This is a genomic window from Ponticoccus sp. (in: a-proteobacteria), assembly GCF_048381735.1.
The window spans coordinates 128656-152304 of record NZ_JBLXGL010000002.1 but is presented as its reverse complement, the minus strand read 5'-3'; the positions used below and the strand labels follow the sequence as shown (position 1 = coordinate 152304).

General features: G+C 67.8%; 18 protein-coding genes. 14 read left to right on the top strand and 4 right to left on the bottom strand.

Annotated features, from left to right (window positions below):
* Positions 1 to 86 precede the first annotated feature (86 nt).
* The 5 genes from ACN5KJ_RS05040 to ACN5KJ_RS05020 all read left to right on the top strand — a co-directional run bounded on the left by ACN5KJ_RS05040 (position 87) and on the right by ACN5KJ_RS05020 (position 5414).
* Positions 87 to 863, top strand: a complete 777-nt coding sequence (locus tag ACN5KJ_RS05040; protein WP_418592375.1) for a DeoR/GlpR family DNA-binding transcription regulator — start codon at positions 87 to 89, stop codon at positions 861 to 863.
* Positions 860 to 1627 (top strand): triose-phosphate isomerase, encoded by a 768-nt coding sequence (locus ACN5KJ_RS05035; protein ID WP_347166183.1) that lies wholly within the window; start codon positions 860 to 862, stop codon positions 1625 to 1627. Before ACN5KJ_RS05040 ends, ACN5KJ_RS05035 begins: the two co-directional genes overlap by 4 nt.
* 4 nt (positions 1628 to 1631) lie before the next feature.
* Complete coding sequence (locus ACN5KJ_RS05030) at positions 1632 to 2087, top strand: RpiB/LacA/LacB family sugar-phosphate isomerase (RefSeq protein ID WP_023848565.1); 456 nt, start codon at positions 1632 to 1634, stop codon at positions 2085 to 2087.
* Between the two features lie 166 nt (positions 2088 to 2253).
* Complete coding sequence (locus tag ACN5KJ_RS05025; protein ID WP_418592374.1) at positions 2254 to 3771, top strand: FGGY-family carbohydrate kinase; 1518 nt, start codon at positions 2254 to 2256, stop codon at positions 3769 to 3771.
* Positions 3768 to 5414 carry a glycerol-3-phosphate dehydrogenase/oxidase gene (locus tag ACN5KJ_RS05020; RefSeq protein WP_418592373.1) on the top strand — a complete coding sequence of 549 codons (1647 nt, stop codon included), beginning with the start codon at positions 3768 to 3770 and terminating at the stop codon, positions 5412 to 5414. Before ACN5KJ_RS05025 ends, ACN5KJ_RS05020 begins: the two co-directional genes overlap by 4 nt.
* A 378-nt stretch (positions 5415 to 5792) precedes the next feature.
* Here ACN5KJ_RS05020 and ACN5KJ_RS05015 read toward each other — a convergent pair whose 3' ends face one another.
* Complete coding sequence (locus ACN5KJ_RS05015) at positions 5793 to 6620, bottom strand: phosphogluconate dehydrogenase C-terminal domain-containing protein (protein WP_418592372.1); 828 nt, start codon at positions 6618 to 6620, stop codon at positions 5793 to 5795.
* A gap of 115 nt (positions 6621 to 6735) precedes the next feature.
* Between ACN5KJ_RS05015 and ACN5KJ_RS05010 the strand changes: the two genes are divergently transcribed.
* Positions 6736 to 8085, top strand: a complete 1350-nt coding sequence (locus ACN5KJ_RS05010; protein WP_418592370.1) for a four-carbon acid sugar kinase family protein — start codon at positions 6736 to 6738, stop codon at positions 8083 to 8085.
* 155 nt (positions 8086 to 8240) lie between these two features.
* Here the strand turns inward: ACN5KJ_RS05010 and nanR are convergent, their stop codons facing one another.
* Both nanR and ACN5KJ_RS05000 read right to left on the bottom strand, forming a co-directional pair.
* Positions 8241 to 8975 (bottom strand): transcriptional regulator NanR, encoded by a 735-nt coding sequence (gene nanR / locus ACN5KJ_RS05005; protein WP_347166178.1) that lies wholly within the window; start codon positions 8973 to 8975, stop codon positions 8241 to 8243.
* 54 nt (positions 8976 to 9029) lie between these two features.
* Positions 9030 to 10049 (bottom strand): Gfo/Idh/MocA family protein, encoded by a 1020-nt coding sequence (locus ACN5KJ_RS05000; protein ID WP_418592368.1) that lies wholly within the window; start codon positions 10047 to 10049, stop codon positions 9030 to 9032.
* A gap of 108 nt (positions 10050 to 10157) precedes the next feature.
* On the opposite strand from ACN5KJ_RS05000, the gene oiaX reads away from it, so the two are divergent.
* Positions 10158 to 11402, top strand: a complete 1245-nt coding sequence (oiaX, locus tag ACN5KJ_RS04995) for a 3-oxo-isoapionate-4-phosphate decarboxylase OiaX (protein ID WP_418592366.1) — start codon at positions 10158 to 10160, stop codon at positions 11400 to 11402.
* A 203-nt stretch (positions 11403 to 11605) separates the two neighbouring features.
* Here oiaX and ACN5KJ_RS04990 read toward each other — a convergent pair whose 3' ends face one another.
* A complete protein-coding gene (locus tag ACN5KJ_RS04990; RefSeq protein ID WP_418592364.1) occupies positions 11606 to 12751 on the bottom strand; it encodes an ROK family transcriptional regulator in 1146 nt (381 codons plus the stop codon).
* Between the two features lie 275 nt (positions 12752 to 13026).
* Between ACN5KJ_RS04990 and ACN5KJ_RS04985 the strand changes: the two genes are divergently transcribed.
* The 7 genes from ACN5KJ_RS04985 to glgA all read left to right on the top strand — a co-directional run bounded on the left by ACN5KJ_RS04985 (position 13027) and on the right by glgA (position 23649).
* Complete coding sequence (locus ACN5KJ_RS04985) at positions 13027 to 14052, top strand: sugar ABC transporter substrate-binding protein (RefSeq protein WP_418592362.1); 1026 nt, start codon at positions 13027 to 13029, stop codon at positions 14050 to 14052.
* Positions 14053 to 14179: 127 nt separating this feature from the next.
* Entirely contained in the window at positions 14180 to 15250 is a 1071-nt protein-coding gene (locus tag ACN5KJ_RS04980; RefSeq protein ID WP_347166172.1) for an ABC transporter permease, read from the top strand.
* A gap of 88 nt (positions 15251 to 15338) precedes the next feature.
* On the top strand, positions 15339 to 16139 hold the full coding sequence (locus ACN5KJ_RS04975; protein WP_418592360.1) for an ATP-binding cassette domain-containing protein: 801 nt from the start codon (positions 15339 to 15341) through the stop codon (positions 16137 to 16139).
* Between the two features lie 213 nt (positions 16140 to 16352).
* The gene (locus tag ACN5KJ_RS04970; RefSeq protein ID WP_418592358.1) at positions 16353 to 18731 is read left to right on the top strand and encodes a glycogen/starch/alpha-glucan phosphorylase; all 2379 of its coding nucleotides are present in this window, start codon (positions 16353 to 16355) and stop codon (positions 18729 to 18731) included.
* On the top strand, positions 18728 to 20923 hold the full coding sequence (gene glgB / locus ACN5KJ_RS04965) for a 1,4-alpha-glucan branching protein GlgB (RefSeq protein ID WP_418592357.1): 2196 nt from the start codon (positions 18728 to 18730) through the stop codon (positions 20921 to 20923). The genes ACN5KJ_RS04970 and glgB overlap by 4 nt, the downstream gene beginning before the upstream one ends.
* Before the next feature lie 29 nt (positions 20924 to 20952).
* Positions 20953 to 22209 (top strand): glucose-1-phosphate adenylyltransferase, encoded by a 1257-nt coding sequence (gene glgC / locus ACN5KJ_RS04960; RefSeq protein WP_418592355.1) that lies wholly within the window; start codon positions 20953 to 20955, stop codon positions 22207 to 22209.
* 6 nt (positions 22210 to 22215) lie between these two features.
* Positions 22216 to 23649: a glycogen synthase GlgA gene (glgA, locus tag ACN5KJ_RS04955; RefSeq protein ID WP_418592354.1), complete on the top strand. Its 1434-nt coding sequence runs from the start codon at positions 22216 to 22218 to the stop codon at positions 23647 to 23649.

Below are 23649 nucleotides of genomic sequence, written 5' to 3'. Positions count from 1 at the left end.
CCGTGCATCACAACAAAAAATCACAAGATCACATAATTGACGTTACCTTTGTGATCTGCAATGTTAGCGCTCAAGGAGGATCCCCGGTGAAACGCGACGACCGACAACAGGCGATCATGGACCTGCTGGTCTCTGACGGAGAGGTGGAGCTTGACGCCCTCGCCGACCGCTTCGCCGTGTCCCGCATGACCATTCACCGCGACCTCGACGAGCTGGAGGGTGGGGGGCTTCTGCGCAAGATCCGGGGCGGGGCGACCATCGCCTCGGGCACCCGTTTCGAAAGCGACTTCCGCCTGCGCGAGCGGCAGGGCGAGCCCGCCAAGACCGCCATGGCCGAGGCCGCGCTGGCGCTGATCGAACCCGGCATGACGGTGATGATCAACGACGGCTCCATGGCCGCGATCCTCGGGCGCATGTGCGTGGCGCGGCGCCCGCTGACGGTGATCACCAACAACGCCGCCGTGCTGGACGCGCTGCGCGGCGAGGCGGGGATCACGCTGATCGCGCTGGGGGGCACCTATTCGGCGAAGTTTAACGCCTACCTCGGCAAGGTGGCCGAGGATGCCATCGCCCGGCTGCGCGCCGACATCTGCTTTATCTCTTCGCCGGCCGTGTCCGGCCTTGAGGTCTTTCACATGGACGACGACGTGCTGCGGGTGAAGCGCGCCATGATCGATGCCGCCGCGACGCGCGTCCTGCTGGTGAACCACGCGCGCTTTGGCCATGCCGCGCTGCACCGGCTGGCGGGGCTGGACGAGTTCGACCACATCATCACCGACCGCGCCCCCGCCCGAGACATCCTCGACGCCCTGGCGCGGGCCGGGCTGACCCTGACCCTCGCAGACAAGGACCAAGCCGCATGAGCCAATTCTGGATCGGCACAAGCTGGAAGATGAACAAGACGCTGGCCGAGGCGCAGGCCTTCGCACAGGGTCTGGCGGCGGCGGATGACACCCGCGACCCGCGCATCCAGCGCTTCGTGATCCCGCCCTTCACCGCCGTGCGCGAAGTGGCCGCGATGCTTTCGGGCGCCTCGGTCAAGGTCGGCGCGCAGAACATGCACTGGGCTGATGCGGGCGCATGGACGGGCGAGGTCTCGGCCCCGATGCTGGTCGATTGCGGGCTGGATATCGTCGAGCTTGGCCATTCGGAACGGCGCGAGCATTTCGGCGAGACCGACGAGACGGTGGGCCTGAAGACCGAAAGCGCCGTGCGCCACGGGCTGATCCCGCTGATCTGCATCGGCGAGACGCTGCAAGAGCGCGAATCCGGTCGCGCGCAAGAGGTGCTGGCCCAGCAGGTGCGCGGCGCCCTGGGCAAGCTGTCGGACGGTCAGAAGGGCGCCGAGATCCTGCTGGCCTATGAGCCCGTCTGGGCCATCGGCGAAAACGGCATCCCCGCCACCTCGGATTATGCCGATGCGCGGCAGGCCGAGATCATCGCCGTGGCCGAGGAGGTTCTGGGCCGCCGCATCCCCTGCCTCTACGGCGGCTCGGTCAACCCGGGCAACTGCGAGGAGCTGATTCAATGCCCGCATATCGACGGGCTGTTCATCGGGCGTTCCGCCTGGAGCGTCGAGGGCTACCTCGACATCCTCGCCAAATGCGCCGCAACCCTGAAAGGATAACACCATGAAAGTCGCAATCGCCGGAGACAGCGCAGGCGAAGGCCTGGCCAAGACGCTCGCCGACCACCTTGGCGCCAAATACGAGGTGTCGGAAATCTCGCGCACCGATGCGGGCCCCGATGCCTTCTACGCCAACCTCTCGGACCGCGTGGCCAGCGCCGTTCTGGCCGGTGAATACGACCGTGCCATCCTTGTCTGCGGCACCGGCATCGGGGTCGCCATGTCGGCCAACAAGATCCCCGGCATCCGCGCCGCGCAGTGCCACGACACCTATTCCGCCGCCAAGGCATCGACCTCGAACAATGCGCAGATCATCACCATGGGTGCGCGGGTGATCGGGGCAGAGCTGGCGAAGGACATCGCAGAGGCCTTCCTGTCGACCGCTTTCGACCCCGAGGGCCGCTCGGCGGGCAACGTGCAGGCGATCAACGACGTCGACGCGAAATACAACAAGGCATGACGTCACGGCACTGCGTGCCGCACCCCCTTTTGCGGGGCGAAATTTAACATATGTCAATCCGCGTGAACGACCGGATTCACACAGATCGGGGTGCGCGCGCCCCGGTAGCGCCGGGACCCTGACCCCTCCTCCCCGGGGTCCCGGCAAACCCCTCCCGGAGATCCCCATGAGCCGCATTCTCGCCATCGACAGCGGGCTGACCGTCACCAAGGCGGTGGTCTTCGACCTTGCGGGCCGCCCCCGCGGCGTGGCGCGCCGGAACCTTGCGCAGATCATGCCCGCGCCGCGCCGGGTGGAACGCGACATGCAGGACTTCTGGCGCCAGACCGCAGAGGCGGTGCGCGAGGCGCTTGAGGTCAGCGGCACCGCCCCCGGGGACATCCTCTGCGTCGCGGCCACGGCCCATGGCGACGGCATCTACCTGCTGGACAAGGCCGGGGCGCCGCTGGGCAAGGGCATCCTCTCTCTGGACAGCCGGGCCGAGGCCGTGGTGGCGGGCTGGGCGGCCACCGACCTGCCCGACCGCGCGCTGGCCCGGACCGGGCAGGCGCCGCATGTCTCGGCGCCCTCGGCGCTGCTGGCGTGGATGATGGCGGAAGAGCCGGAGCGTTTCGCCCGCATCGGCCATATCCTCGCCTGCAAGGACTGGCTGCGCTATTGCCTCTGCGGCGTCATCGGCACCGACCGGACAGAGGCCAGCACCTCTTTCACCGACGTCAGGACGCAGGAGTGGTCCGCAGCGGCGCTGGATCTCTACGGGCTGGGCGCGCTGCGCCATGCCCTGCCAGAGGCCGCGCATTCGGCGGAGGTTGTGGGCCAGGTGACGCCCGAGGCCGCCGCGCTGACCGGGCTGGCACAGGGCACGCCGGTCGCGGCGGGGCTGCATGACGTCACCGCCTCGACGCTGGGCATCGGTGCCCATAGGCCCGGCGTGATCGGCGTCGTCGCGGGCACCTATTCGATCAACGAGGCCGTCTCGGACGCCCCCAAAACAGACGCGCGCTGGTTCTGCCGCAACGCGATTCAGCCTGGGCAGTGGAATTCCATGTCCATCTCGCCCGCCTCGACCACCAATTACGACTGGTTCCTCGATACGCTCTGCGCGTCAGAGCGCGCCGCCAAGGGCGCCGCGATCCATGCCGACCTGACGCCGGAAATCGAGGCCGCCCTCGCGCGGCCGTCGCCGATCCTCTACCACCCCTATCTCTTCGGCTCGCCCATGGGCGCGGCCCCCAGCGCCGGGTTCCTCGGTCTGCGCGGCTGGCACGGGCGCGGCGACATGCTGGCGGCGCTGCTGGAAGGCATCGCCTTCAACCACCGCCAGCACGTGGACGCCCTACGCGACGGTTTCGGCGGGGACGTGGCCCGCCTGACCGGCGGCGCCTCGCGCAACCCGCTGGTGGCAAAACTCTTCGCGAATGTGCTGAACATGCCGGTGACGGTCACGGATACCGACGAGGCCGCCGCCTGGGGCGCGGCGCTCTGTGCCGGGGCCGCCGTGGGCGCCTTCGCGCGCTTCGATGCCGACCCGCGCGACCTGTCGGATGCGGTGACCCACCAGCCCGACCCCGGGCGCGCCGCCCATTACCAAGCCCGCTACGAGGTCTTCCGTGCCGTGGCCGCGGACCTGTCGCGCACCTACGACCGGCTCAATGCGCTGGAAACCATGGAGCGCGGGGCATGAGCGAGGCTTTCGACGTTGTCATCATCGGCGCGGGTGTGAACGGCGCGGGGCTGTACCGCGACCTCTGCGCGCAGGGCCTGCGCTGCCTGATCCTGGACAAGGGCGACTTTGGCTCGGGCACCTCCGCCGCGCCGTCGCGGCTGATCCACGGCGGGCTGAAGTACCTCGAAACCGGCGAGCTTCGGCTGGTGGCCGAGTCCACCTACGAGCGCAACCTGCTGTTGCGCAATGCGCCGCATCTGGTGAAGCCGCTGCCGACTCTGCTGCCGATCTTCTCTTGGACCAGGGGGATCGGGGCGGCGCTGCGCACGCTGCTGGGGTCGACCACCGCGCCGCGCAGCCGGGGGGCTTTGCTGGTGAAGGTGGGGCTGGCGATGTACGACTTCTACGGGCGCCGGGCGCGGGTCATGCCGCGCCACCGGATGTTCTCGCGCACCCGCGCGCTGGAGGAAGTGCCCGCCCTGACGCCGCGCATTGCCGCCGTGGGCCGCTACCACGATGCCACCGTGACCGCGCCCGAGCGGCTGGTGCTGGAACTGGTGCAGGACGGGACGCGGCTGTCGCCGGGCTCCGAGGCGCTGAACTGGACGGCGCTGACCGGGCGCAGCGGCGCGGTGCTGCATCTGGACGGTCCCGACGGGGTGCGGGATGTGACCGCCCGGCTGGTGGTCAACGCCGCCGGGCCATGGATCGACAGCGTCAACCGCGCGCTGGCCATGCCGCTGCCCAGGCAGATCGGCGGCACCAAGGGGTCGCATATCCTGCTGGATCACCCCGAATTGCTGCGCCAGCTGGATGGCCGGATGATCTATTTCGAGGGCAACGACGGGCGCATCCTGCTGGTCTTCCCCTATCACGGGCGGGCGCTGGTGGGGTCCACCGACATCCCCGCCGAGGATCCCGACCAGGCCGTCTGTACACCGGAAGAGGTGGCCTATTTCATCGGCGCCCTGCGCGACCTGCTGCCGGGGCTGCGCTTCGACGAGGGTCAGATCGTCTATGCCTACGCGGGCATCCGGCCGCTGCCGAACTCGGAAGGGGTGGCGCCGGGGTTGATCAGCCGCGACCACTCGGCGCCGGTGGCGGAGCCCGAGGGCGACCGCCCCTTCCCGGTGATCGCGCTGATCGGCGGCAAGTGGACGACCTTCCGCGCCTTCTCTGCCGAGGTGGCCGACAGCGTGCTGAAGCGGCTGGGCCATCCGCGCCGACAGGGCACGGATACGCTGCGCATCGGCGGCGGGCAGGGCATGCCGGACGCGGCAGCGCGCGGGGACTGGATCGCCGAGGTTTCTGCGGCGACCGGGGCGGGCCCCGGGCGTGTGGCCCTGCTGCTGGACCGCTATGGCGCCACGGCCCGCGCGGTGGCCGCCGAAGAGGGCGCCGACCCGGTGCTGCTGGCGGGCACGGATACCTCGGAAGGCGAGATCCGCCACATTGCCCGGGTCGAGCAGGTCGTGCATCTGGAAGACATCGTCCTGCGCCGCACCACGCTGGGGGTGACCGGGCAGGCCTCGCGCGCCGTGATCGCCCGGGTCGCCGAGGTCGCCGGTGCGGCACTGGGCTGGGACGCGGCGCGGCGCGGCGAGGAGGTCGCGGCCTGCACGGAAACCCTGACCCGCCGCCACAACGCCCCGCCGTCCTGAGCGGACCCGGCGCCCCGTGGGGGCGCGATCCCTGTGGCTGTCCTCGGAAGAGCAGGCCGACTGCGCTGGCGCGGGTGAAGTCTCCCGAGCTTTCCCTTTTGCTGCACGACGCCCGCCCGACGGCATCGTCGGGCCGCGCCGGTCCGCCCCCACGGGGCGGCGCTAAAAGTCGAGGGTAGTCCGGGCCTCGGTGCGTGTTTTGGAAAGGCCCCCGCACAGGAAAAAGCCCGACGCAGGGATGCGCCGGGCTGAAGGGATGCCGCTTCTCATCGCATCGCGCGTTCTCCGCCACGCCTTCAGCGCGTGCGGGACTTTTGCGATGCCCTGTCCAGAGGGACTCTGAGAACGCGGAAGTCTGCCGTCAGGGGGCTGACGCAGTCAGGTGATCCGCTTGATCGAATCCATGATCTCCTGCTGATCGAAGACGCGCTTCCAGTCGTCCTTCATCAGCGCGGGGATGCCGAATTCGATGGCCTTGTTGCAGGCGTCCGAGAACTGGCCTTCCTGCACGCCGAAGATCACCGCGCCGAGGATGTTCATGTGGCCCAGCAGGAAGTCCTTGGCGCATTCCTCGGAAATGCCCTGCTTCACGCATTCGTCCATGGCCTGTTTCATCACCACCAGAAGCGAGGCGCAGACGGTTTCCGACAGGCCGGGTTCAAGATAGGCCAGTTGCTCGACCGTGACGCGGTAGGTCTGGCGGACGGGTGCGTAGATCGCCTTGGCCACCCGGTCGCCCAGGGCGTAGTGCTCCTCGGGGCCCTGCATCAGCGCGTTCACGACGCCCTGCGGATGGGCCACGCCGCCGAAGCGGTCGAGGCGCGCGGCCTCGGTCGGCTCGTTGTGGTAGATCGCCGGGTGGCAGGGGTGGGTCACGAAATAGGTGATGTCCGCGCGCTCCGGCAGGTGGCCCGCATAGGGCGCGGCGGCGTCGAGGATCACGACCATGGTGCCCGGCTTCAGCACCGGCACAATGCCCGAGGCGACCTTGCCGATCAGCGTATCCGGCACCGCCAGCACCACCACCTCGGCACCGTCCAGCGCCTCTTGCTGGTCGACGCAGTCCACGCCCACCGCATCCTTCAGCCGCGTGCGACCGGCCTCGGAGACCTCGACATGGGAAACCTCGAAATCCGTCTTGGCAAGGTTCAGAGACAGGCGCACGCCCATCTTGCCGCCGGCGCCGAGCAGGGCAAGTTTCGTCATGATGTTTCCTCCATCCCGGGACAGCCCACGGGTCAACGGCTCGTTAACCGGGCTTGAATAACTGGTATGATCAGATAATGTGCGGGCGATTAACCTGTCAACAAGGAATTCGGGGGTGACTGTGGCGCGACTGCTGAGCTGGTTCGGGGACGACTTTACCGGGTCGACCTCGGTGATGGAGGTGCTGGCCTTTGCCGGGATCGACACGGTGCTGTTTTCCGACATCCCGTCGCCCGCCCTGATGGCGCGCTTCGCAGGCGCGCAGGCGGTGGGCATCGCCTCGACCGCGCGGACCGAGGGGCCAGAGTGGATGGCGGCCAACCTGCCGGGGCCCTTCACCTTTCTGAAGGGGCTGGGCGCGCCGCTCTTGCACTACAAGGTCTGTTCGACCTTCGATTCCGCGCCGACATCGGGGAATATCGGCAAGGCCATCGAGATCGGGCTGGAGGTGACCGGCAGCCGCGCCGCCCCGGTGCTGACCGGCGCGCCGCAGAACCGGCGCTATCAGGCTTTCGGGCATCTCTTCGCGGGCACCTTCGAGGGAGTCTTCCGGCTGGACCGTCACCCGGTCATGGCGCGCCACCCGGTCACCCCGATGCATGAATCGGACCTGCTGAAGCATCTCGCCGCGCAGACCGACCTGCCCTCGGCGCTGGTGGATCTGGAGGCGCTCTGGTCCGATCCGCAGGCGGCGCTGGATCATGCGTTGCAGGCGGGGGCGCGCATGGTGTCCATCGACTCGATGGACCCGGTGACAGAGCAGGCCGCCGGGCGCCTGCTGTGGGAGAACCGCGCAGAGATGGGCTTTGTCGCGGGATCGCAGGGCGTGGAATACGCGCTGGTCCGGCATTGGCAGAAGGCCGGGCTGATCCCGCCGCCACAGCCCCTGACCGGCGCGGGGCGGGTCGAGCGCATCGCCGTCGTGTCCGGCTCTGTCTCGCCCTCGACCGCGCGGCAGATCGGCTGGGCGGCGGCGAACGGGTTCGAGGTGATCCGCTTCGACGCGGCCAGCGTCATCCGCGACCCGGCGCAACTGGACAGCGAGATCGCCAGGGCCATCGAGGCGGGCGCCGCGTCGCGGGCCAGCCCGCTGGTCTGTTCCGCCACCGGCCCGGACGACCCGGCGGTTGCCGCCGTGCGCGCGGCGCTGACAAGCGGAACCATGAGCGGCCCCGAGGCCAACGAGATGATCGGCAAGGCGCTGGGGCGCATCCTGGACGGCATCTTGCGGGAAACCGGGCTGCGCCGCGCGGTGATCTCGGGCGGCGATACCTCGGGGCACGGGATGCGCGCGCTGGGTATCGAGGCGCTTCAGGCGCTGGCGCCGACGATCCCCGCCGCGCCGCTTTGTGTCGGCCATGGCGGCGGCATCCACGACGGGTTGCAGATCGCGCTGAAGGGCGGGCAGATGGGCAGCGAGGACTTCTTTGGCTGGATCCGCGACGGCGGCGGCCCGCGCGGCTGATCCCGCCCGTCCCGGCGATTGCGGCCCGCTGCGGGGCCTGCCGCCGGACCGGGTGACGGCGCAGGTGGTGCGGGGGCGGTTCCGGGGTGCCGGGCCGGTGGCGTCTGGATCGCGGCCGCCGTCCCGGCATGGCCGAAGGGAACGGGGGCGCCGCTTCAGGCCTTTCCGCCCTCGCCCTCGCGGTGCAGGGAAAAGGCCTCGCTGGAGCGGTCGAGATGCGTGGCCATCTCGGCCACGGCGCCCTCGGCATCCCGCGCGCGCAGGCGGTCCAGGATGCGCTGGTGTTCGGCCAGCGTGACCTCTTCGTTGCCGGACCAGTGCAGCATCCCCTGATGGAAGGCGAACAGCCAGCCGACCATGGCGCGAGACACCGCGTGGATGATCGGATTGCCCGCGATCTGCGCAATCTTGGAATGGAAGGCCATGTCGGCGGCGATGAAGTGCTGCATGTCCTGCGACAGGTAGGCGCGCTGCCGTACGATGGTGTCCTCGAGGTCGAAGAGGTCGTCCTCGGTGCGCCGCTCGGCGGCCAGCCGGACCATGCCCAGCTCGAACATCCGCCGCGCCTCGCGCAGGTGGTCGACGTTGGCGGGTTCCATGGCCAGCACCAGCCGGATGATGTCGTCGGACTGGGTGAAGACCGTTTCGGCGTCGATCTCGTTCACCCGGGACCGTTCACCGTGGCTGATGGTGATCAGCCCGCTGTTGTGCAGCGTCTGCAGGGCCTCGCGCACGGCGGGACGCCCGACACCGAAGCGCGCCATCAGCGCCCGTTCCGACGGCATGGTGTCGCCGGGCCGCAACTCTCCCGCGATGATCATCTTGCGCAGGCGGTCGAGCACCTCGTCCGACAGCTTGCGCCGGGTAATCTTCTCGGGTTCGCTTGTCATGGCCTCTCCTTCGTTTCGCGCATGATGGCGCAAGGCTTCGGGGCGCGAAAGCCGTCAGATTTCCGACAGTTCGACGGTGCGGTGTTCGGCCGCGGACAGATAGGCCGCCTCGACCAGCGCCAGCGTCAACACGTTGTCGGCGCCCGAGGTTTCGGGCTGCCTGCCCGCCGCGAGGCTGTCGACGAAGTGCTGCTGGATCAGCGCCACGCTTTCCTGGATGTTGTGCCAGGGCCGCGCGGCCCAGGGCAGAACCGGCGGGCTGACATCGCGCGTCTCGGCCCCCCCGGGCGTCTGGATCGTCAGCCTGTACCCCGCGTCGAGCCGCAGGGTGCCGCCGGTGCCGTCGATTTCCAGCAGGCTTTCGGGAAAGGTCTCGGGCGCGCGCTTCGTGGCATAAGAGCAGTCGACGACGCAGGTCACGCCGTCCTTGTGTTCCAGCAGCATGGTGGCGACATCCTCGCCTTCGATGCCGGGATTGATGCGCCTTGTGGTCGCGGTCAGGCGGCGCACGTCGCCGAACAGCGCGCGGGCAACGTCGAGGATATGGATGCCCAGATCCTCGATGATGAAGCGTTCGCCCTCTGCCAGGTAGGGCTGGCCGCTGAACACGTCATAGCCCGACCGGAAGGACACGCGGCCAAAGAAGGGCGTGCCGATGGCGCCGCCGCGCAGGGCGTCGATGGCCGCGCGCAGGGCGCTTTGCCAGCGGAAGTTTTCGTGCACCATCAGCACCTTGCCGCTGGCCTCGACGGCGCTGACCATGGCGCGGGCGTCCTGCATGGTCTGGGCGAAGGGCTTCTGGCAGATCACGTGCACGCCGTGGCGGGCGGCCAGCTCGACCAGCGGGCGGTGCGACTGGACCGTGGTGGCGATGTCGACGGTGTCAAAGCCGCCCTCGGCGAACATCGCGCGCGCGTCGGTATAGGTGCGGGTCACGCCGAACTGCTCCTGCACCAAGCGCAGCCGCTCGGGGTCGCGATCGCAGACCGCCACCACCTCGGCCCCCGTGGCATCCTGCCAGCCATGCAGCTGGTTGATGGCAAAGAACCCGCATCCGATCAGCGCGACTTTCATGGAGACCCTCCCTTGAATGGCAGCGCGACCATGCCTCATGCGGCGGTGGTTGCCAACAGGTATGATGAGTATTACTGATCCGTGAACGCGGCGTTCGGAGGGGTTGCCATGACCGAGAGCAGGATCACCGTCACCTACCGGCTGGAAACGCCCGGCGACATCGAGGCCCTGGCGGTCAAGGTCGCCTCGGACCAGTCGACCGGCACCTTCACGGCGCTGCCCGGCGAGACCGATGCGGTGCGCGCGCGCTGCGCCGCCCGGGTCGAGCAGGTGACCATGCTGGCGGATGCAGAGCGGTCGGGCCTGCCGGACGACCGGCCCGGCCCGTTCCACCGCGCCGACGTCAAGATTTCCTTCCCGCTGGAGGCCGTGGGCACCGATGTGGCGGCGCTGATGACGATCTGCGTGCATGGCGCATGGTCGGTGCGCGGGCTGACCGGCGCCCGGGTGATGGACATCGACCTGCCGGACGAATGGTCCTGCCACCCCGGTCCGCAGTTCGGCGTCGCGGGCTCGCGCCGCCTGATGGGCGTGGACGAGGGCGTCATGATCGCCTCTATCATCAAGCCGTCGCTGGGGCTGCTGCCCGGGGAAACGGCGGCGGTGGTAAAAGAGCTCTGCGAGGCCGGTGTCGATTTCATCAAGGACGACGAAAAGCTGATGAGCCCCGGCTACTCGCTGCTGGAGGACCGGCTGAAGGCGATCATGCCGGTGATCCGCGACCACGAGCAGAAGACCGGCAAGCGGGTGATGTACGCCTGGGGCATCTCTTCCGCCGATCCCGAAGAGATGATGGCGAACCACGACCTGGTGCTGGAGCACGGCGGCAACGCGGCGGTGGTGAACATCAACGCCATTGGCTTCGGCGGCATGACCTACCTGCGCCGGCGCTCGCGGCTGTGCCTGCACGCGCATCGCAACGGTTGGGACGTGCTGACGCGGCATCCCGCCATGGGGATGGAGTTCCGCGCCTACCAGAAGATCTGGCGCCTGCTGGGGGTCGACCAGTTCCAGATCAACGGCATCCGGGCCAAGTACTGGGAGCCGGACGAGAGCTTTCTGCGCAGCTTCGAGGCGGTGACGACGCCGATCTTCGCGCCCGAGGATTGCGCGCTGCCGGTGGTCTGTTCCGGCCAGTGGGGCGGGCAGGCGGTGGATACCTACAACCGCACCGGCGGCACGCTTGACCTGATGTACCTTGGCGGCGGCGGCATCCACGGGCACCCCGGCGGCGCGGCGGGCGGCGTGCGCGCGATCCGGCAGGCCTGGGATGCGGCGGCGGCGGGGCGCTCTTTGGCGGCGCAGGCGCAGGACCATCCAGAGCTTGCGGCAGCCCTTGCGACCTGGGGCTGAGGCGGGACGCCGGGGCCTTGGCGGCGACGCGCTGCGGAATGGGGTGCCCGAGAGGTTCGGGGGCTGCTTCTGGCGGTGCGGGTTGTTCGAAAGGGTCGGAGGGTGCAGGGGCAGGGCTGAGACCTCTGCGTCCGGCGGTGCGGGATGGTGTCTTGCCGCGCCCGGGCAGCAGGCGGGGCGATATCCAAAGGCCCCCGGCGCGCTCAGCCTTTCAGAAAGGCGTTGCGATCCACGAGGAAGCGTTCCGAGAGCGGCAGGCTTGCGGCGCCAAGGGCGCGGGCGTCCGGGCCGATGGTGCCGGCGCGCACCTCGGGTATGTCGATCCCGGCGATGCTGATCCGGGACAGCTGCTCGGCTGTGTAGTCCACCAGCCGGGCGCGCACCGGCCCTGGCATCCAGCCGTCGATCATCGCGCTTTCGAAGTCGATCAGGCAGGCCGAGGAGAAGATGGCATAGGCCAGCCCCTCTGCCGCCTGCCTCAGCCATGCGTCAAGGACCGGCTTGGGGATATCCCAGTCGGTGCAGCCGGCCCAGATCGCCTCGGAGGGATGGCCGGCCTCCTTCAGCGCCTTTTCCAGAGAAACCAGCGAGGCCACATCGACCAGTTGCCGGACCGTCGTGCCCTCGATCCCGATGGGGATCGACCCCAGCGCGGCGGCGTTCCCGGTCCGCCCTGTGTACAGCGTATTGTCCAGAACCAGCCCGCCGCCGACGAAGAAGCCCATGAAGAAATACAGGAAATCGCGCGGCCTGTTCTGATCCCCGAAGACCAGTTCGGCCCCGCAGGCGGCAGAGGCATCGTTGCGCAGGAAGACGGGAAAGCTGCACTGCGCGGCGATCTCGGCGGCAATGTCGCGGTCGCGCCAGGCGTCCATGGCGCCCGGCTCCAGCGCAAGCAGGTCCGGCCAGTCGTGCAGGCGGAAGGGGATCGCGATCCCCAGACCCGCGACCCGCGTGCGCCGGTCCTGCGGCAGGTCCGCCAGCAGCGTTTCCATCGCCCCGGTCGCGAAGCGCACCACCGCATCGGGCGAGGGGAAGCGATGCGCCTGCGCCTGCCGCCCGACGACCGTGCCGCGAAAATCGGTCAGCACAAGTTCAAGGCTGCGCCGCCCGACCTTGAGGCCAAGGAAATAGGCGCCCTCGGCGACAAGGCTCATGGGCACCGAGGGCTGGCCGACCTTTCCGCGCAGCGGCTCGCCCTTTTTCAGCAGGCCCTCGGCCTCGAGCGCGCGCATGATCACCGACACCGTCTGCGCCGACAGTCCGGTCATCCGGGCGATCTCTGCCTTGGGCAGGGCCCCGACCTGCCGGATCAGCGTCAGCACAAGCCGCTCGTTGTGCGCGCGCACTCCGGATTGGTTCGACCCGCGGGCAAAAAGGGTGGCCGCGGTCTGTGCCTCTGATTTGGTCTTTTTATCAGGGCTTTGCATGGCGGTATCGGGCTTTTCCACAGGATTGAAACGCAAAGAAGGCTGTCAGCAAGACAGGCGCAGTGTCAATAATAAATGTGATTGATTTATTTAATATTGACAGAAAGCGGGCGAATCTGTTTCCTGATTATAGCGGGAGGAATCCGTGGCGTCATGTCACAGGCCGCAGAGCTTATGTTTTTTGGGAGGATACGATGAAGACATTCCTTGCCGGTACGGCAATCGCCCTGACCGCCGCGGCGCTGGCGTCGGGCGCGCAGGCTGCCAGCCACTCGGTCGGTGCCTGCCTGATCACCAAGACCGACACCAACCCCTTCTTCGTCAAGATGAAGGAAGGCGCGACCGCCAAGGCCGAAGAGCTGGGCATCGACCTGAAGTCCTTCGCGGGCAAGGTCGACGGCGACCACGAAACGCAGGTTCAGGCCATCGAGACCTGCATTGCGGATGGCGCCAAGGGCATCCTGATCGCCGCCTCCGACACCTCGAGCATCGTGCCTGCCGTGCAGCAGGCGCGCGAGGCGGGCCTTGTGGTGATCGCGCTCGACACGCCGCTGAACCCCATCGACGCCGCCGATGCGACCTTTGCCACCGACAACTTCCTTGCCGGTGAGCTGATCGGCAAATGGGCCGCCGCCAAGCTGGGCGATGCCGCCGCCGACGCAAAGATCGGCATGCTGGACCTTGCGGTGTCGCAGCCCACCGTGGGCGTGCTGCGCGATCAGGGCTTCCTGACCGGCTTCGGCATCGACGTCATGGACCCCAACAAGTGGGGCGACGAGGAAGACCCGCGCATCGTCGGCAACGACGTCACGCAGGGCAACGAAGAGGGTGGCCGCCGCGCCATGGAAAGCCTGCTGGCCTCCGACCCGATGATCAACGTCGTCTATACCATCAACGAGCCCGCCGCCGCCGGTGCCTACGAGGCGCTGAAGGCCATCGGGCGTGAGAACGACGTTCTGATCGTTTCGGTCGACGGCGGCTGCCCCGGCATCCAGAACGTCGCTGACGGCGTGATCGGCGCGACCTCGCAGCAGTACCCGCTGAAGATGGCCTCGCTGGGCATCGAGGCGATTGCCAAATGGGCCGAGGACGGCACCAAGCCGGAACCGACCGAGGGCAAGGACTTCTTCGACACCGGCGTGGCCCTGGTCACCGACCAGCCCGTCGAGGGCGTCGAGTCGATCTCTGTCGCCGAGGGCACCGACCTCTGCTGGGGCTGATCGCGCACTGACAGGCGCGAGGGGGCGGCGGGCCCGCCCCTTCGCCGTGGACGCGACCGGTTCCCCTGCGTTAGGCTGAACCGGGATCGTGCATCAAGACGGACCCAGACACAGGGGGGAGGAACCCATGTCAGAGACTGCCTCGAAGGGGCAGGACTACGAATCGTCGTTGTCCGGCGCCACCTCCGGCGTGGCCGAGTTCGAAAGGCGCAAGGGGCTGCTCTATTCCGTCCAGCACGCGCTGCACACGAACCCCGCGCTGGTGCCGCTGATCGTTCTCGTCCTGTCGATCGTCACCTTCGGCCTGCTGCTGGGGTCGAAATTCTTCTCTCCCTTCGCGCTGACGCTGATCCTGCAACAGGTGCAGATCGTCGGCATCGTCGCGGCGGCGCAGTCGCTGGTGATCCTGACCGCGGGCATCGACCTGTCGGTGGGCGCGATCATGGTGCTGTCCTCTGTCGTGATGGGGCAGTTCACCTTCCGCTACGGGCTGCCGCCCTCTGTCGCGGTGCTCTGCGGGCTGGCCTGCGGGACGCTGATGGGCTTCATCAACGGCGTCCTCGTGGCCAAGGTCAAGCTGCCGCCCTTCATCGTGACGCTGGGCATGTGGCAGATCGTGCTGGCGACCAACTTCCTTTATTCCGCGAACGAGACGATCCGCGCGCAGGAGATCGAGGCCGAGGCGCCGCTGTTCCAGTTCTTCGGCACGGTGATCGCCATCGGCGGCGCGCGGCTGACCTATGGCGCCATCTTCATGGTCGTGCTGTTTCTCTTCCTTGCCTACGTGCTGAAACAGACCGCCTGGGGCCGCCACGTCTACGCCATCGGCGACGACAAGGAGGCGGCAGAGCTGTCGGGGATCGAGACCGACAAAGTGCTGATTTCCGTCTACATGGCCTCGGGGCTGATCTGCGCCTTTGCCGGATGGGCCCTTGTGGGGCGGATCGGGTCGGTGTCGCCGACCTCGGGCCAGCTGGCCAATATCGAAAGCATCACCGCCGTGGTGATCGGGGGGATTTCTCTGTTCGGCGGGCGCGGCGCCGTGCTGGGATCGCTCTTCGGGGCGCTGATCGTGGGGGTCTTCACGCTGGGCCTGCGCCTTCTGGGGGCGGATGCGCAGTGGACCTACCTGCTGATCGGGGTGCTGATCATCGCCGCCGTCGCGGTGGACCAGTGGATCCGGAAGGCCTCCGCATGACCCGGCCCGCATCTCGGCCGCCCGTCGGGATCGCGCCCGGCCTCCAGTGGACCGCGGCACAGCCGCTTTGGATCAGAAAGGCATCGGCATGAGCGTTCAACCCGTCGTTCAGGGCCGTGGCATCGTCAAGCGATACGGCCATGTCACCGCCATCGACCACTCGGACTTCGATCTCTACCCCGGCGAGGTGCTGGCGGTGATCGGCGACAACGGGGCCGGCAAGTCGTCGATCGTCAAGGCGATCTGCGGCGCCGTCCAGCCCGACGAGGGCGAGATCCGGATCGAGGGCAAGCCGGTGCATTTCTCCTCGCCGTTGCAGGCCCGCGAGATGGGGATCGAGATCGTCTACCAGCAACTGGCGCTGTCGCCCGCGCTGTCCATCGCGGACAACATGTTCGCGGGCCGAGAGCTGCGCAAACCCGGCATCATGGGCACGGTCTTCCGCCAGCTCGACAAGAAGGCGATGGAGAAATTCGCCCGCGACAAGCTGACCGAACTGGGTCTGATGACGGTGCAGTCGATCAATCAGGCGGTCGAGACGCTTTCGGGCGGGCAGCGGCAGGGCGTCGCCGTGGCCCGTGCCGCGGCCTTTGCCAAGAAGTTCATCATCATGGACGAGCCGACCGCCGCGCTGGGGGTCAAGGAAAGCCGCCGCGTGCTGGAGCTGATCCAGGACGTGCGCGCCAAGGGCATCCCGATCATCCTGATCAGCCACAACATGCCGCATGTCTTCGAGGTGGCGGACCGCGTGCACATCCACCGGCTGGGCAAGCGCCACGCGGTGGTCGACCCGAAGAAGATCACCATGTCGGATGCCGTGGCGATCATGACCGGCGCGCAGGAACCGCCCCCGGTCGAGGAACAGCAACTGACGCCCAAGGCGGCGTGACCCGCAGGCCCGCCTTCCCTGTCGGGGCGCGGGCCTTTTCCATCCTGCTGCTTCTCCGGGCAGATCCTCGGGGGATGCAGGGGCAGGCCCCCGTGCAGGCTTGCCAAATGCGCAACATGGCCATGTTGGCGTTGCCGGGTGTGCGGGGCGGGCTTGTGCGGTCCGTGCCCCGGTGCTGATGTGGGGGGAATCGCAAGCCACGGGACGCCTGTCATGAAAGATGCCATCCTCGCCCATCTTCGCTATGGTCTTGGCAAGGACGCCAGCCACTCTTCCGTATACGACTGGCGCATGGCGCTGTCCCACGCGCTGCGCGACCGGGCCGTCGATCACTGGATTCCCTCGACCCAGACCACCTACGCCCGCAGGGCGAAGCGGGTCTACTACCTGTCGATGGAATTCCTGATCGGGCGTCTGGTCGAGGACATGGCCGCCAACCTCGGCGCCACCGAAGAGGCGCGCGCTGCGCTGGCCGAGCTTGGGCAGGACTTCGACACGCTGGTCCGGGACGAGCCCGACGCCGCGCTTGGCAACGGCGGGCTGGGGCGGCTGGCCGCCTGCTTCATGGACAGCCTCGCGACGCTGGGCATCCCGGCGATGGGCTACGGCATCCGCTACGAGCACGGGCTCTTCGAGCAGGATTTCGTCGACGGCCAGCAGATCGAGAAGCCCGAAACATGGTTGAGCCAGAAACACGCCTGGGAGTTCGAGCGCCCCGAGGTGCAGTATTCCATCACCTTCGGCGGCCACGTCGAACACCACGACGGCCGCGCCCACTGGCACCCGCATGAGACAGTCTTTGCCACCGCCCATGACACGCCGGTGATCGGCTGGCGGGGGCGCTGGGGCAATACGCTGCGGCTGTGGTCGGCGCAGCCGGTCAAGGTCTTCGACCTCGCCAGCTTCAACCGGGGCGACTACCTGTCCGCTTCCCGGTCAGAGGCGCTGGCCCGCACCATCTGCCGCGTGCTCTACCCCGACGACACCACCGAGACCGGCAAGGAGCTGCGGCTGAAGCAGGAGTATTTCTTCACCGCCGCCTCGATCCAGGACCTGATCCGGCGCTTTCTCGTCACCCATGACGACATTCGCAGGCTGGACGAGGCCGCCGCGATCCAGCTGAACGACACCCACCCCGCCATCGCCGGGCCGGAACTGGTGCGCCTGCTGGTCGACGTGCACGGGCTGGGCATGGGAGAGGCCATCGACCTCGCCCGCCGCTGCCTTGGCTATACCAACCACACGCTTCTGCCCGAGGCGCTGGAGCGCTGGCCCGAATGGCTGTTCGGTCGCGTCCTGCCCCGGCATCTGGAGATCATCCGAGAGATCGAGGCGAGCCATCAGGCGGAATTCGCGGGCAGCCCGCGCATCCTTGACCACGGCAACGTGCAGATGGGCGAACTGGCCTTCATCATGGCGCACAAGGTCAACGGCGTCTCGGCGCTGCACACCGATCTGGTCAAGCAGACGCTGTTTTCCGACCTGCACCGCATCCACCCGACGCGGATCATCAACCAGACGAACGGCATCACCCCGCGCCGCTGGCTGCACACTTGCAACCCGGCGCTGTCGGGCCTGATCACGGGCGCCATCGGCGACGGCTGGGTCGCGGATCTGGAGCAGTTGAAGGCGCTGAAGGACAAGACCGGCGACGCGGCCTTCCTGTCGGACTTCATGGCCGCCAAGCGCTACAACAAGGAACGGCTGTCGAACTGGGTGCGGCAGACGCTGGGGCAGAGCATCGACCCCGATGCCATGTTCGACGTGCAGATCAAGCGCATCCACGAATACAAGCGCCAGCACATGAACATCCTCGAAACCATCGCGCTGTGGAACGAGATGAGGGCCAACCCCGGCGCGGGCTGGCAGCCGCGCGTCAAGATCTTCGGCGGCAAGGCGGCGCCCGGCTATCACGTCGCGAAAGAGATCATCCACCTGATCAACGATGTCGCCACCGTCATCAACAGCGATCCGGCGACCAAGGACCTGCTGCAGATCGTTTATCCGCCCAACTACAACGTCACCATGGCAGAGATGCTGATCCCCGCTGCCGACCTGTCGGAACAGATCTCCACGGCGGGCAAAGAGGCCTCGGGCACCGGCAACATGAAGTTCGCGCTCAACGGGGCGCTGACCATTGGCACGCTGGACGGTGCCAATGTCGAGATCCGCGAGCATGTGGGGGCCGAGAACTTCTTTCTCTTCGGCCTGACCGCGCAAGAGATCATGGAGGCGCGCAAGCGGCCCGGTTTCGCCCGCGCCACCATCGAGCAAAGCCCCCGGATGCAGCGCGTGCTGCAGCAGATCGCCGAGGGACGGTTCTCGCCCGGGGACACGTCGCGCTACCACGGTTTTGTCGGAAACCTCTGGGATCACGATTATTTCTGCGTCTCGCAGGACTTCGACAATTACTATGACACCCAGCGCCGCGCGGATGAGGCCTTTGGCCATCGCGACGCATGGGCCGCCATGGCGCTGGCCAACACCGCGGGCATGGGCTGGTTCTCGTCCGACCGCACGATACAGGGCTACGCCCGCGACATCTGGGATGTCGGCCCGGCGGATGCCACGACACTGGAGAAGACCGGATGACACTCATCGACCCCGGAACCGCCGACGAGATCACGTCGGGCCGCCATGGCGACCCTTTCGCGGTTCTGGGGTTGCATGGCCTGCCCGACGGCAGGCTGGTCGCCCGCGTCTTTCGCCCCGGCGCCGAAGGGGCAGAGGTGCTGGACGCCAAGGGCAAGCAGGTGGCGGTGCTGGAGCCGCTGTCCGAGGGCCTGTTCGCCGGAGTGATCCCGCGCCGCAAGACCCCGTTCCCCTACCGGCTGCGCTTCACCCGGGGTGCGGACACATGGGAAGAGCGCGACCCCTACGGCTATGGCCCCGTGCTGGGCGAGGTCGACGAATATCTGCTGGGCGAGGGCACCCATGGCCGCCTCTGGGACGCCTTGGGTGCCCATATGCGCACACACGAAGGCGTCAGCGGCGTGCATTTCGCCGTCTGGGCGCCGAATGCGCGGCGGGTCTCGGTCGTGGGGGATTTCAACGGCTGGGACGGGCGGCGGCACGTCATGCGGCGGCGCGGCCAGACCGGCGTGCACGAGACCTTCCTTCCGGATCTGGGCGAAGGCACGGTCTACAAATACGAACTGCTCGGTGCCTCGGGCGAGGTCCTGCCGCTGAAGGCCGACCCGGTGGGCTTTGGCGCCGAACTGCCGCCCGCGACCGCATCGGTGGTGCGCGGGCTGGCGGGCCACGACTGGCAGGACGGCGACTGGATGGGGCGGCGCGCCGACGCGCATCGCATCGACAAGCCGATCTCTGTCTACGAGGTCCATCTCGAAAGCTGGCGGCGGGTGCCCGAGGACGGCAACCGCCCGCTGACCTACCGCGAACATGCCGAGCAGCTGGTGGGCTACGCCGCCGGGATGGGCTTTACCCATATCGAGCTGACGCCGATCTCGGAGTATCCCTTCGGCGGCTCGTGGGGCTATCAGCCGGTGGGCTTGTTTGCGCCGACCTCGCGCTTTGGCACGCCCGAGGACTTTCGCGCCATGGTGGACGCGGCCCATGCGGCGGGGCTGGGGGTGATCATCGACTGGGTGCCGGGGCATTTCCCGACCGATGCCCACGGCCTTGCCCAGTTCGACGGCACCGCGCTTTACGAACACGCCGACCCGAAAGAGGGCTACCACCCGGACTGGAACACGCTGGTCTACAACTACGGCCGGACCGAAGTGCGCAACTTCCTGATTTCCAACGCCAAGTTCTGGGCCGAGGAGTTCCATATCGACGGGTTGCGGGTGGATGCCGTGGCCTCGATGCTCTACCGCGACTACTCGCGGAAAGAGGGCGAGTGGGTGCCCAACGAACACGGCGGGCGCGAGAACTTAGAGGCGATCGGTTTCCTGCGGCAGATGAACGAACAGGTCTATGCGGCCTGTCCCGACATCATGACCATCGCCGAGGAAAGCACCGCCTTTCCGGGTGTCTCTGCGCCCACGGATCACGGCGGGCTGGGCTTCGGCTTCAAGTGGAACATGGGGTGGATGAACGACACCCTGCGCTACATGGCCGAGGACCCGATCAACCGCAAATACCACCACGACAAGATGACCTTCGGGCTGCACTACGCCTTTTCCGAGAACTTCGTCCTGCCGCTCAGCCATGACGAGGTGGTGCATGGCAAGGGCAGCCTGCTGGGGCGGATGCCGGGCGACGACTGGCAGCGCTTTGCCAACCTGCGCGCCTATTTCGGCTTTATGTGGGGGCACCCGGGCAAGAAGCTGCTCTTCATGGGCGGGGAATTCGCCCAGCCGCGCGAGTGGAACCACGAAAGCAGCCTCGACTGGCACCTGCTGGAGTATGGCAGCCACAGGGGCATGCAACGCCTCGTCCGCGACCTGAACGCGCTCTACCGCGCCACGCCCGCGCTGTATGAAAGGGACAGCAGGCCCGAGGGCTTCCGCTGGATCGACGGCGGCAATGCCAGCGATTCGATCTTTGTCTGGCTGCGCGAGGGGACGACGGGCAGCGCCCCGGTGCTGGTCATCGCGAATTTCACGCCGGTGACACGGACCGGCTACAGGATCGGCGTGCCGCGTCCCGGCTACTGGGTCGAGAGGCTGAACACCGATGCCGAAGCATATGGCGGCAGCAATCAGGGCAACGGCGGCGGGCGGGCATCCGACCCGGTGCCTGCGCATGGCTGCGACCACTCGCTGGAGATTACCGTGCCCCCGCTTGCCACGGTCTTTTTCGAGCTGTCGCAGGGGTGAGGGCGGAACAGGGATAAGGGGAGGAATGAATGCAACACGACAGATTCAGCCTGGCGCAGCAGACCATGGCCTATGTCCTTGCGGGCGGGCGCGGCAGCCGCCTGAAAGAGATGACGGATGTGCGCGCGAAACCGGCGGTCTATTTCGGCGGAAAGACGCGGATCATCGACTTTGCCCTGTCGAACGCGGTGAACTCCGGCATCCGCCGGATCGGCGTCGCGACGCAGTACAAGGCCCACAGCCTGATCCGCCACCTGCAACGCGGCTGGTCCTTCTTCCGGGCCGAGCGCAACGAGGGGCTGGATATCCTGCCCGCCAGCCAGATGATCGACGAGACCAACTGGTACAAGGGTACGGCGGACGCTGTGACGCAGAACCTGTCGATCATTCGCGGCTACGGGCCGAAATACATCCTGATCCTCGCGGGCGATCACATCTACAAGCAGGACTATTCCTTCATGATCGAGCAGCATGTCTCGACCGGGGCCAAGGTCACGGTGGGTTGCATCGAGGTGCCGAAGGAAGAGGCCACCGGCTTTGGCGTGATGGGCGTGGACGCGACCGACAAGATCCTGGAATTCGTCGAAAAACCCGCCGATCCGCCGACCATGCCGGGCGACGACACGCGGTCCTTGGCCAGCATGGGGATCTACGTCTTCGAGGCGGAGTATCTCTACGGCCTGCTCGAAGCGGATGCAGAGGACCCGGAGTCCGAGCATGACTTCGGCAAGAACATCATTCCCGCCATCGTGGCCGAGGGCGGCGCCTATGCGCATCCCTTCGGGCGCTCCTGCGTGATGACCGGTCTGGAGAAAGAGCCCTACTGGCGCGACGTCGGCACCATCGACGCCTACTGGAAGGCCAACATCGACCTGACCGACTTCGAGCCCAAGCTGGACATCTACGCCACCGACTGGCCGATCTGGACCTATTCGGAACTGACGGCACCGGCGAAGTTCATCCACAACGAGGAAGGTCGACGCGGGCAGGCGGTGTCCTCGATGGTCTCGGGCGGCTGCATCGTGTCGGGCTCGTCGCTCTATCGCTGCCTGCTGTTCACCGGGGTGCGCACGCATTCCTTTTCCCAGATGGAGGGGGTCGTGGCGCTGCCCCATGCCGAGGTCGGGCGGCGCGCCTACATCAAGAACGCCATCATCGACCGGGGCGTGAAGATCCCGCCGGGGCTGATCGTCGGCGAAGATCCAGCGCTGGATGCAAAGCGTTTCCGCCGGACCGAAAACGGCATATGCCTGATCACGCAAAGCATGATCGACAAGCTGGGATAACGCGGCATGAACGTCCTGATGGTCACCTCGGAATGCGCGCCTTTCGTCAAGACGGGGGGGCTTGCGGACGTGGTGGGCGCCCTGCCCGGGGCGCTGGCGCCCCTGGGCCTGGACGCGCGGGTCATGCTGCCCGCCTATCCGGCGCTGTTCCCGCTGCTGCCGCAGGGCGAAGAGGTCGCGCGGTTCGACGACCTTCCCGGCGGGCCGGGGCGGCTGGTGCAGGTTCAGGCGCAGGGGCTGGTGCTGCTGCTGCTGGATGCGCCGCAGCTTTATGACCGCGCGGGCAATCCCTACACCGGCCCCGACGGGCGCGACTGGGCCGACAACCACCTGCGTTTCGGCGCGCTGGCGCAGGCGGCGGCGCGCATCTGCTTCGACGGGCTGCCGGGCTGGAAGCCCGAGGTGCTGCACGCCCATGACTGGCAGGCAGGGCTGGTGCCGGTGTACCTGAAGCAGGCGGGCCGCGCCGGGCCGAAGTCGGTGCTGACGATCCACAATATCGCCTTTCAGGGCCGCTTTGGCCCGCAGGTGCTGGGCGAGCTTGGGCTGCGCGACGACTGGTTCCATCCCGAGGGTCTGGAATACTACGGCGACCTGTCCTTCCTGAAGGCCGGGCTGGTCTATGCCGATGCGGTGACCACCGTCAGCCCCACCTACGCGCGCGAGATCCTGACGCCCGAATTCGGCATGGGGCTGGAGGGCGTGTTGCAGGCCCGCGCCGCCGATCTGACCGGCATCCTCAACGGCATCGACACCGGCGTGTGGGATCCGGCAACGGACGCGGCGCTGGCCCGGACCTTCGACGCCAAGACGCTGGTCCGTAAGGCCGAGAACCGCGCCGCGATCGCCGCGCGTCTGGGGCTGGAGCCGGGCGAGGGGCCGCTTTTCTGCGTCATCAGCCGCCTGACCGGACAAAAGGGCCTCGACACGCTGGCCGAGGCGATCCCGCATCTGGTGGCCGAGGGCGCGCAGCTGGCGCTGCTGGGCTCGGGCGAGCCCGCGCTGGAAGAGGCCTATACCCGTGCCGCCCGGCAGTTCCCGGGCCGCGTCGGGGTGCAGATCGGCTATGACGAGGCGTTTTCGCACCTTCTGCAGGGCGGGGCGGACGCCATCCTGATCCCCTCGCGGTTCGAACCCTGCGGCCTGACCCAGCTGTACGGGCTGCGCTACGGCACCCTGCCGGTGGTGGCGCGCACCGGGGGCCTTGCCGATACGGTGATCGACGCCAACGCGGCGGCTCTGGCGGTGGGCGTGGCCACGGGCTTCGTGCTGGACACCGTCAGCCGGCAGGGGATCGAGGCCGGGATCAGCCGCACCTGCGCGGCCTATGCCGACCGCAGGCTCTGGCAGGGGATGATGCGCGCCGCCATGCGCCAGCCCGTCGGGTGGGAGACTTCGGCACGCGCCTATGCCGACCTCTACGCGGCCCTGCAGGCATGA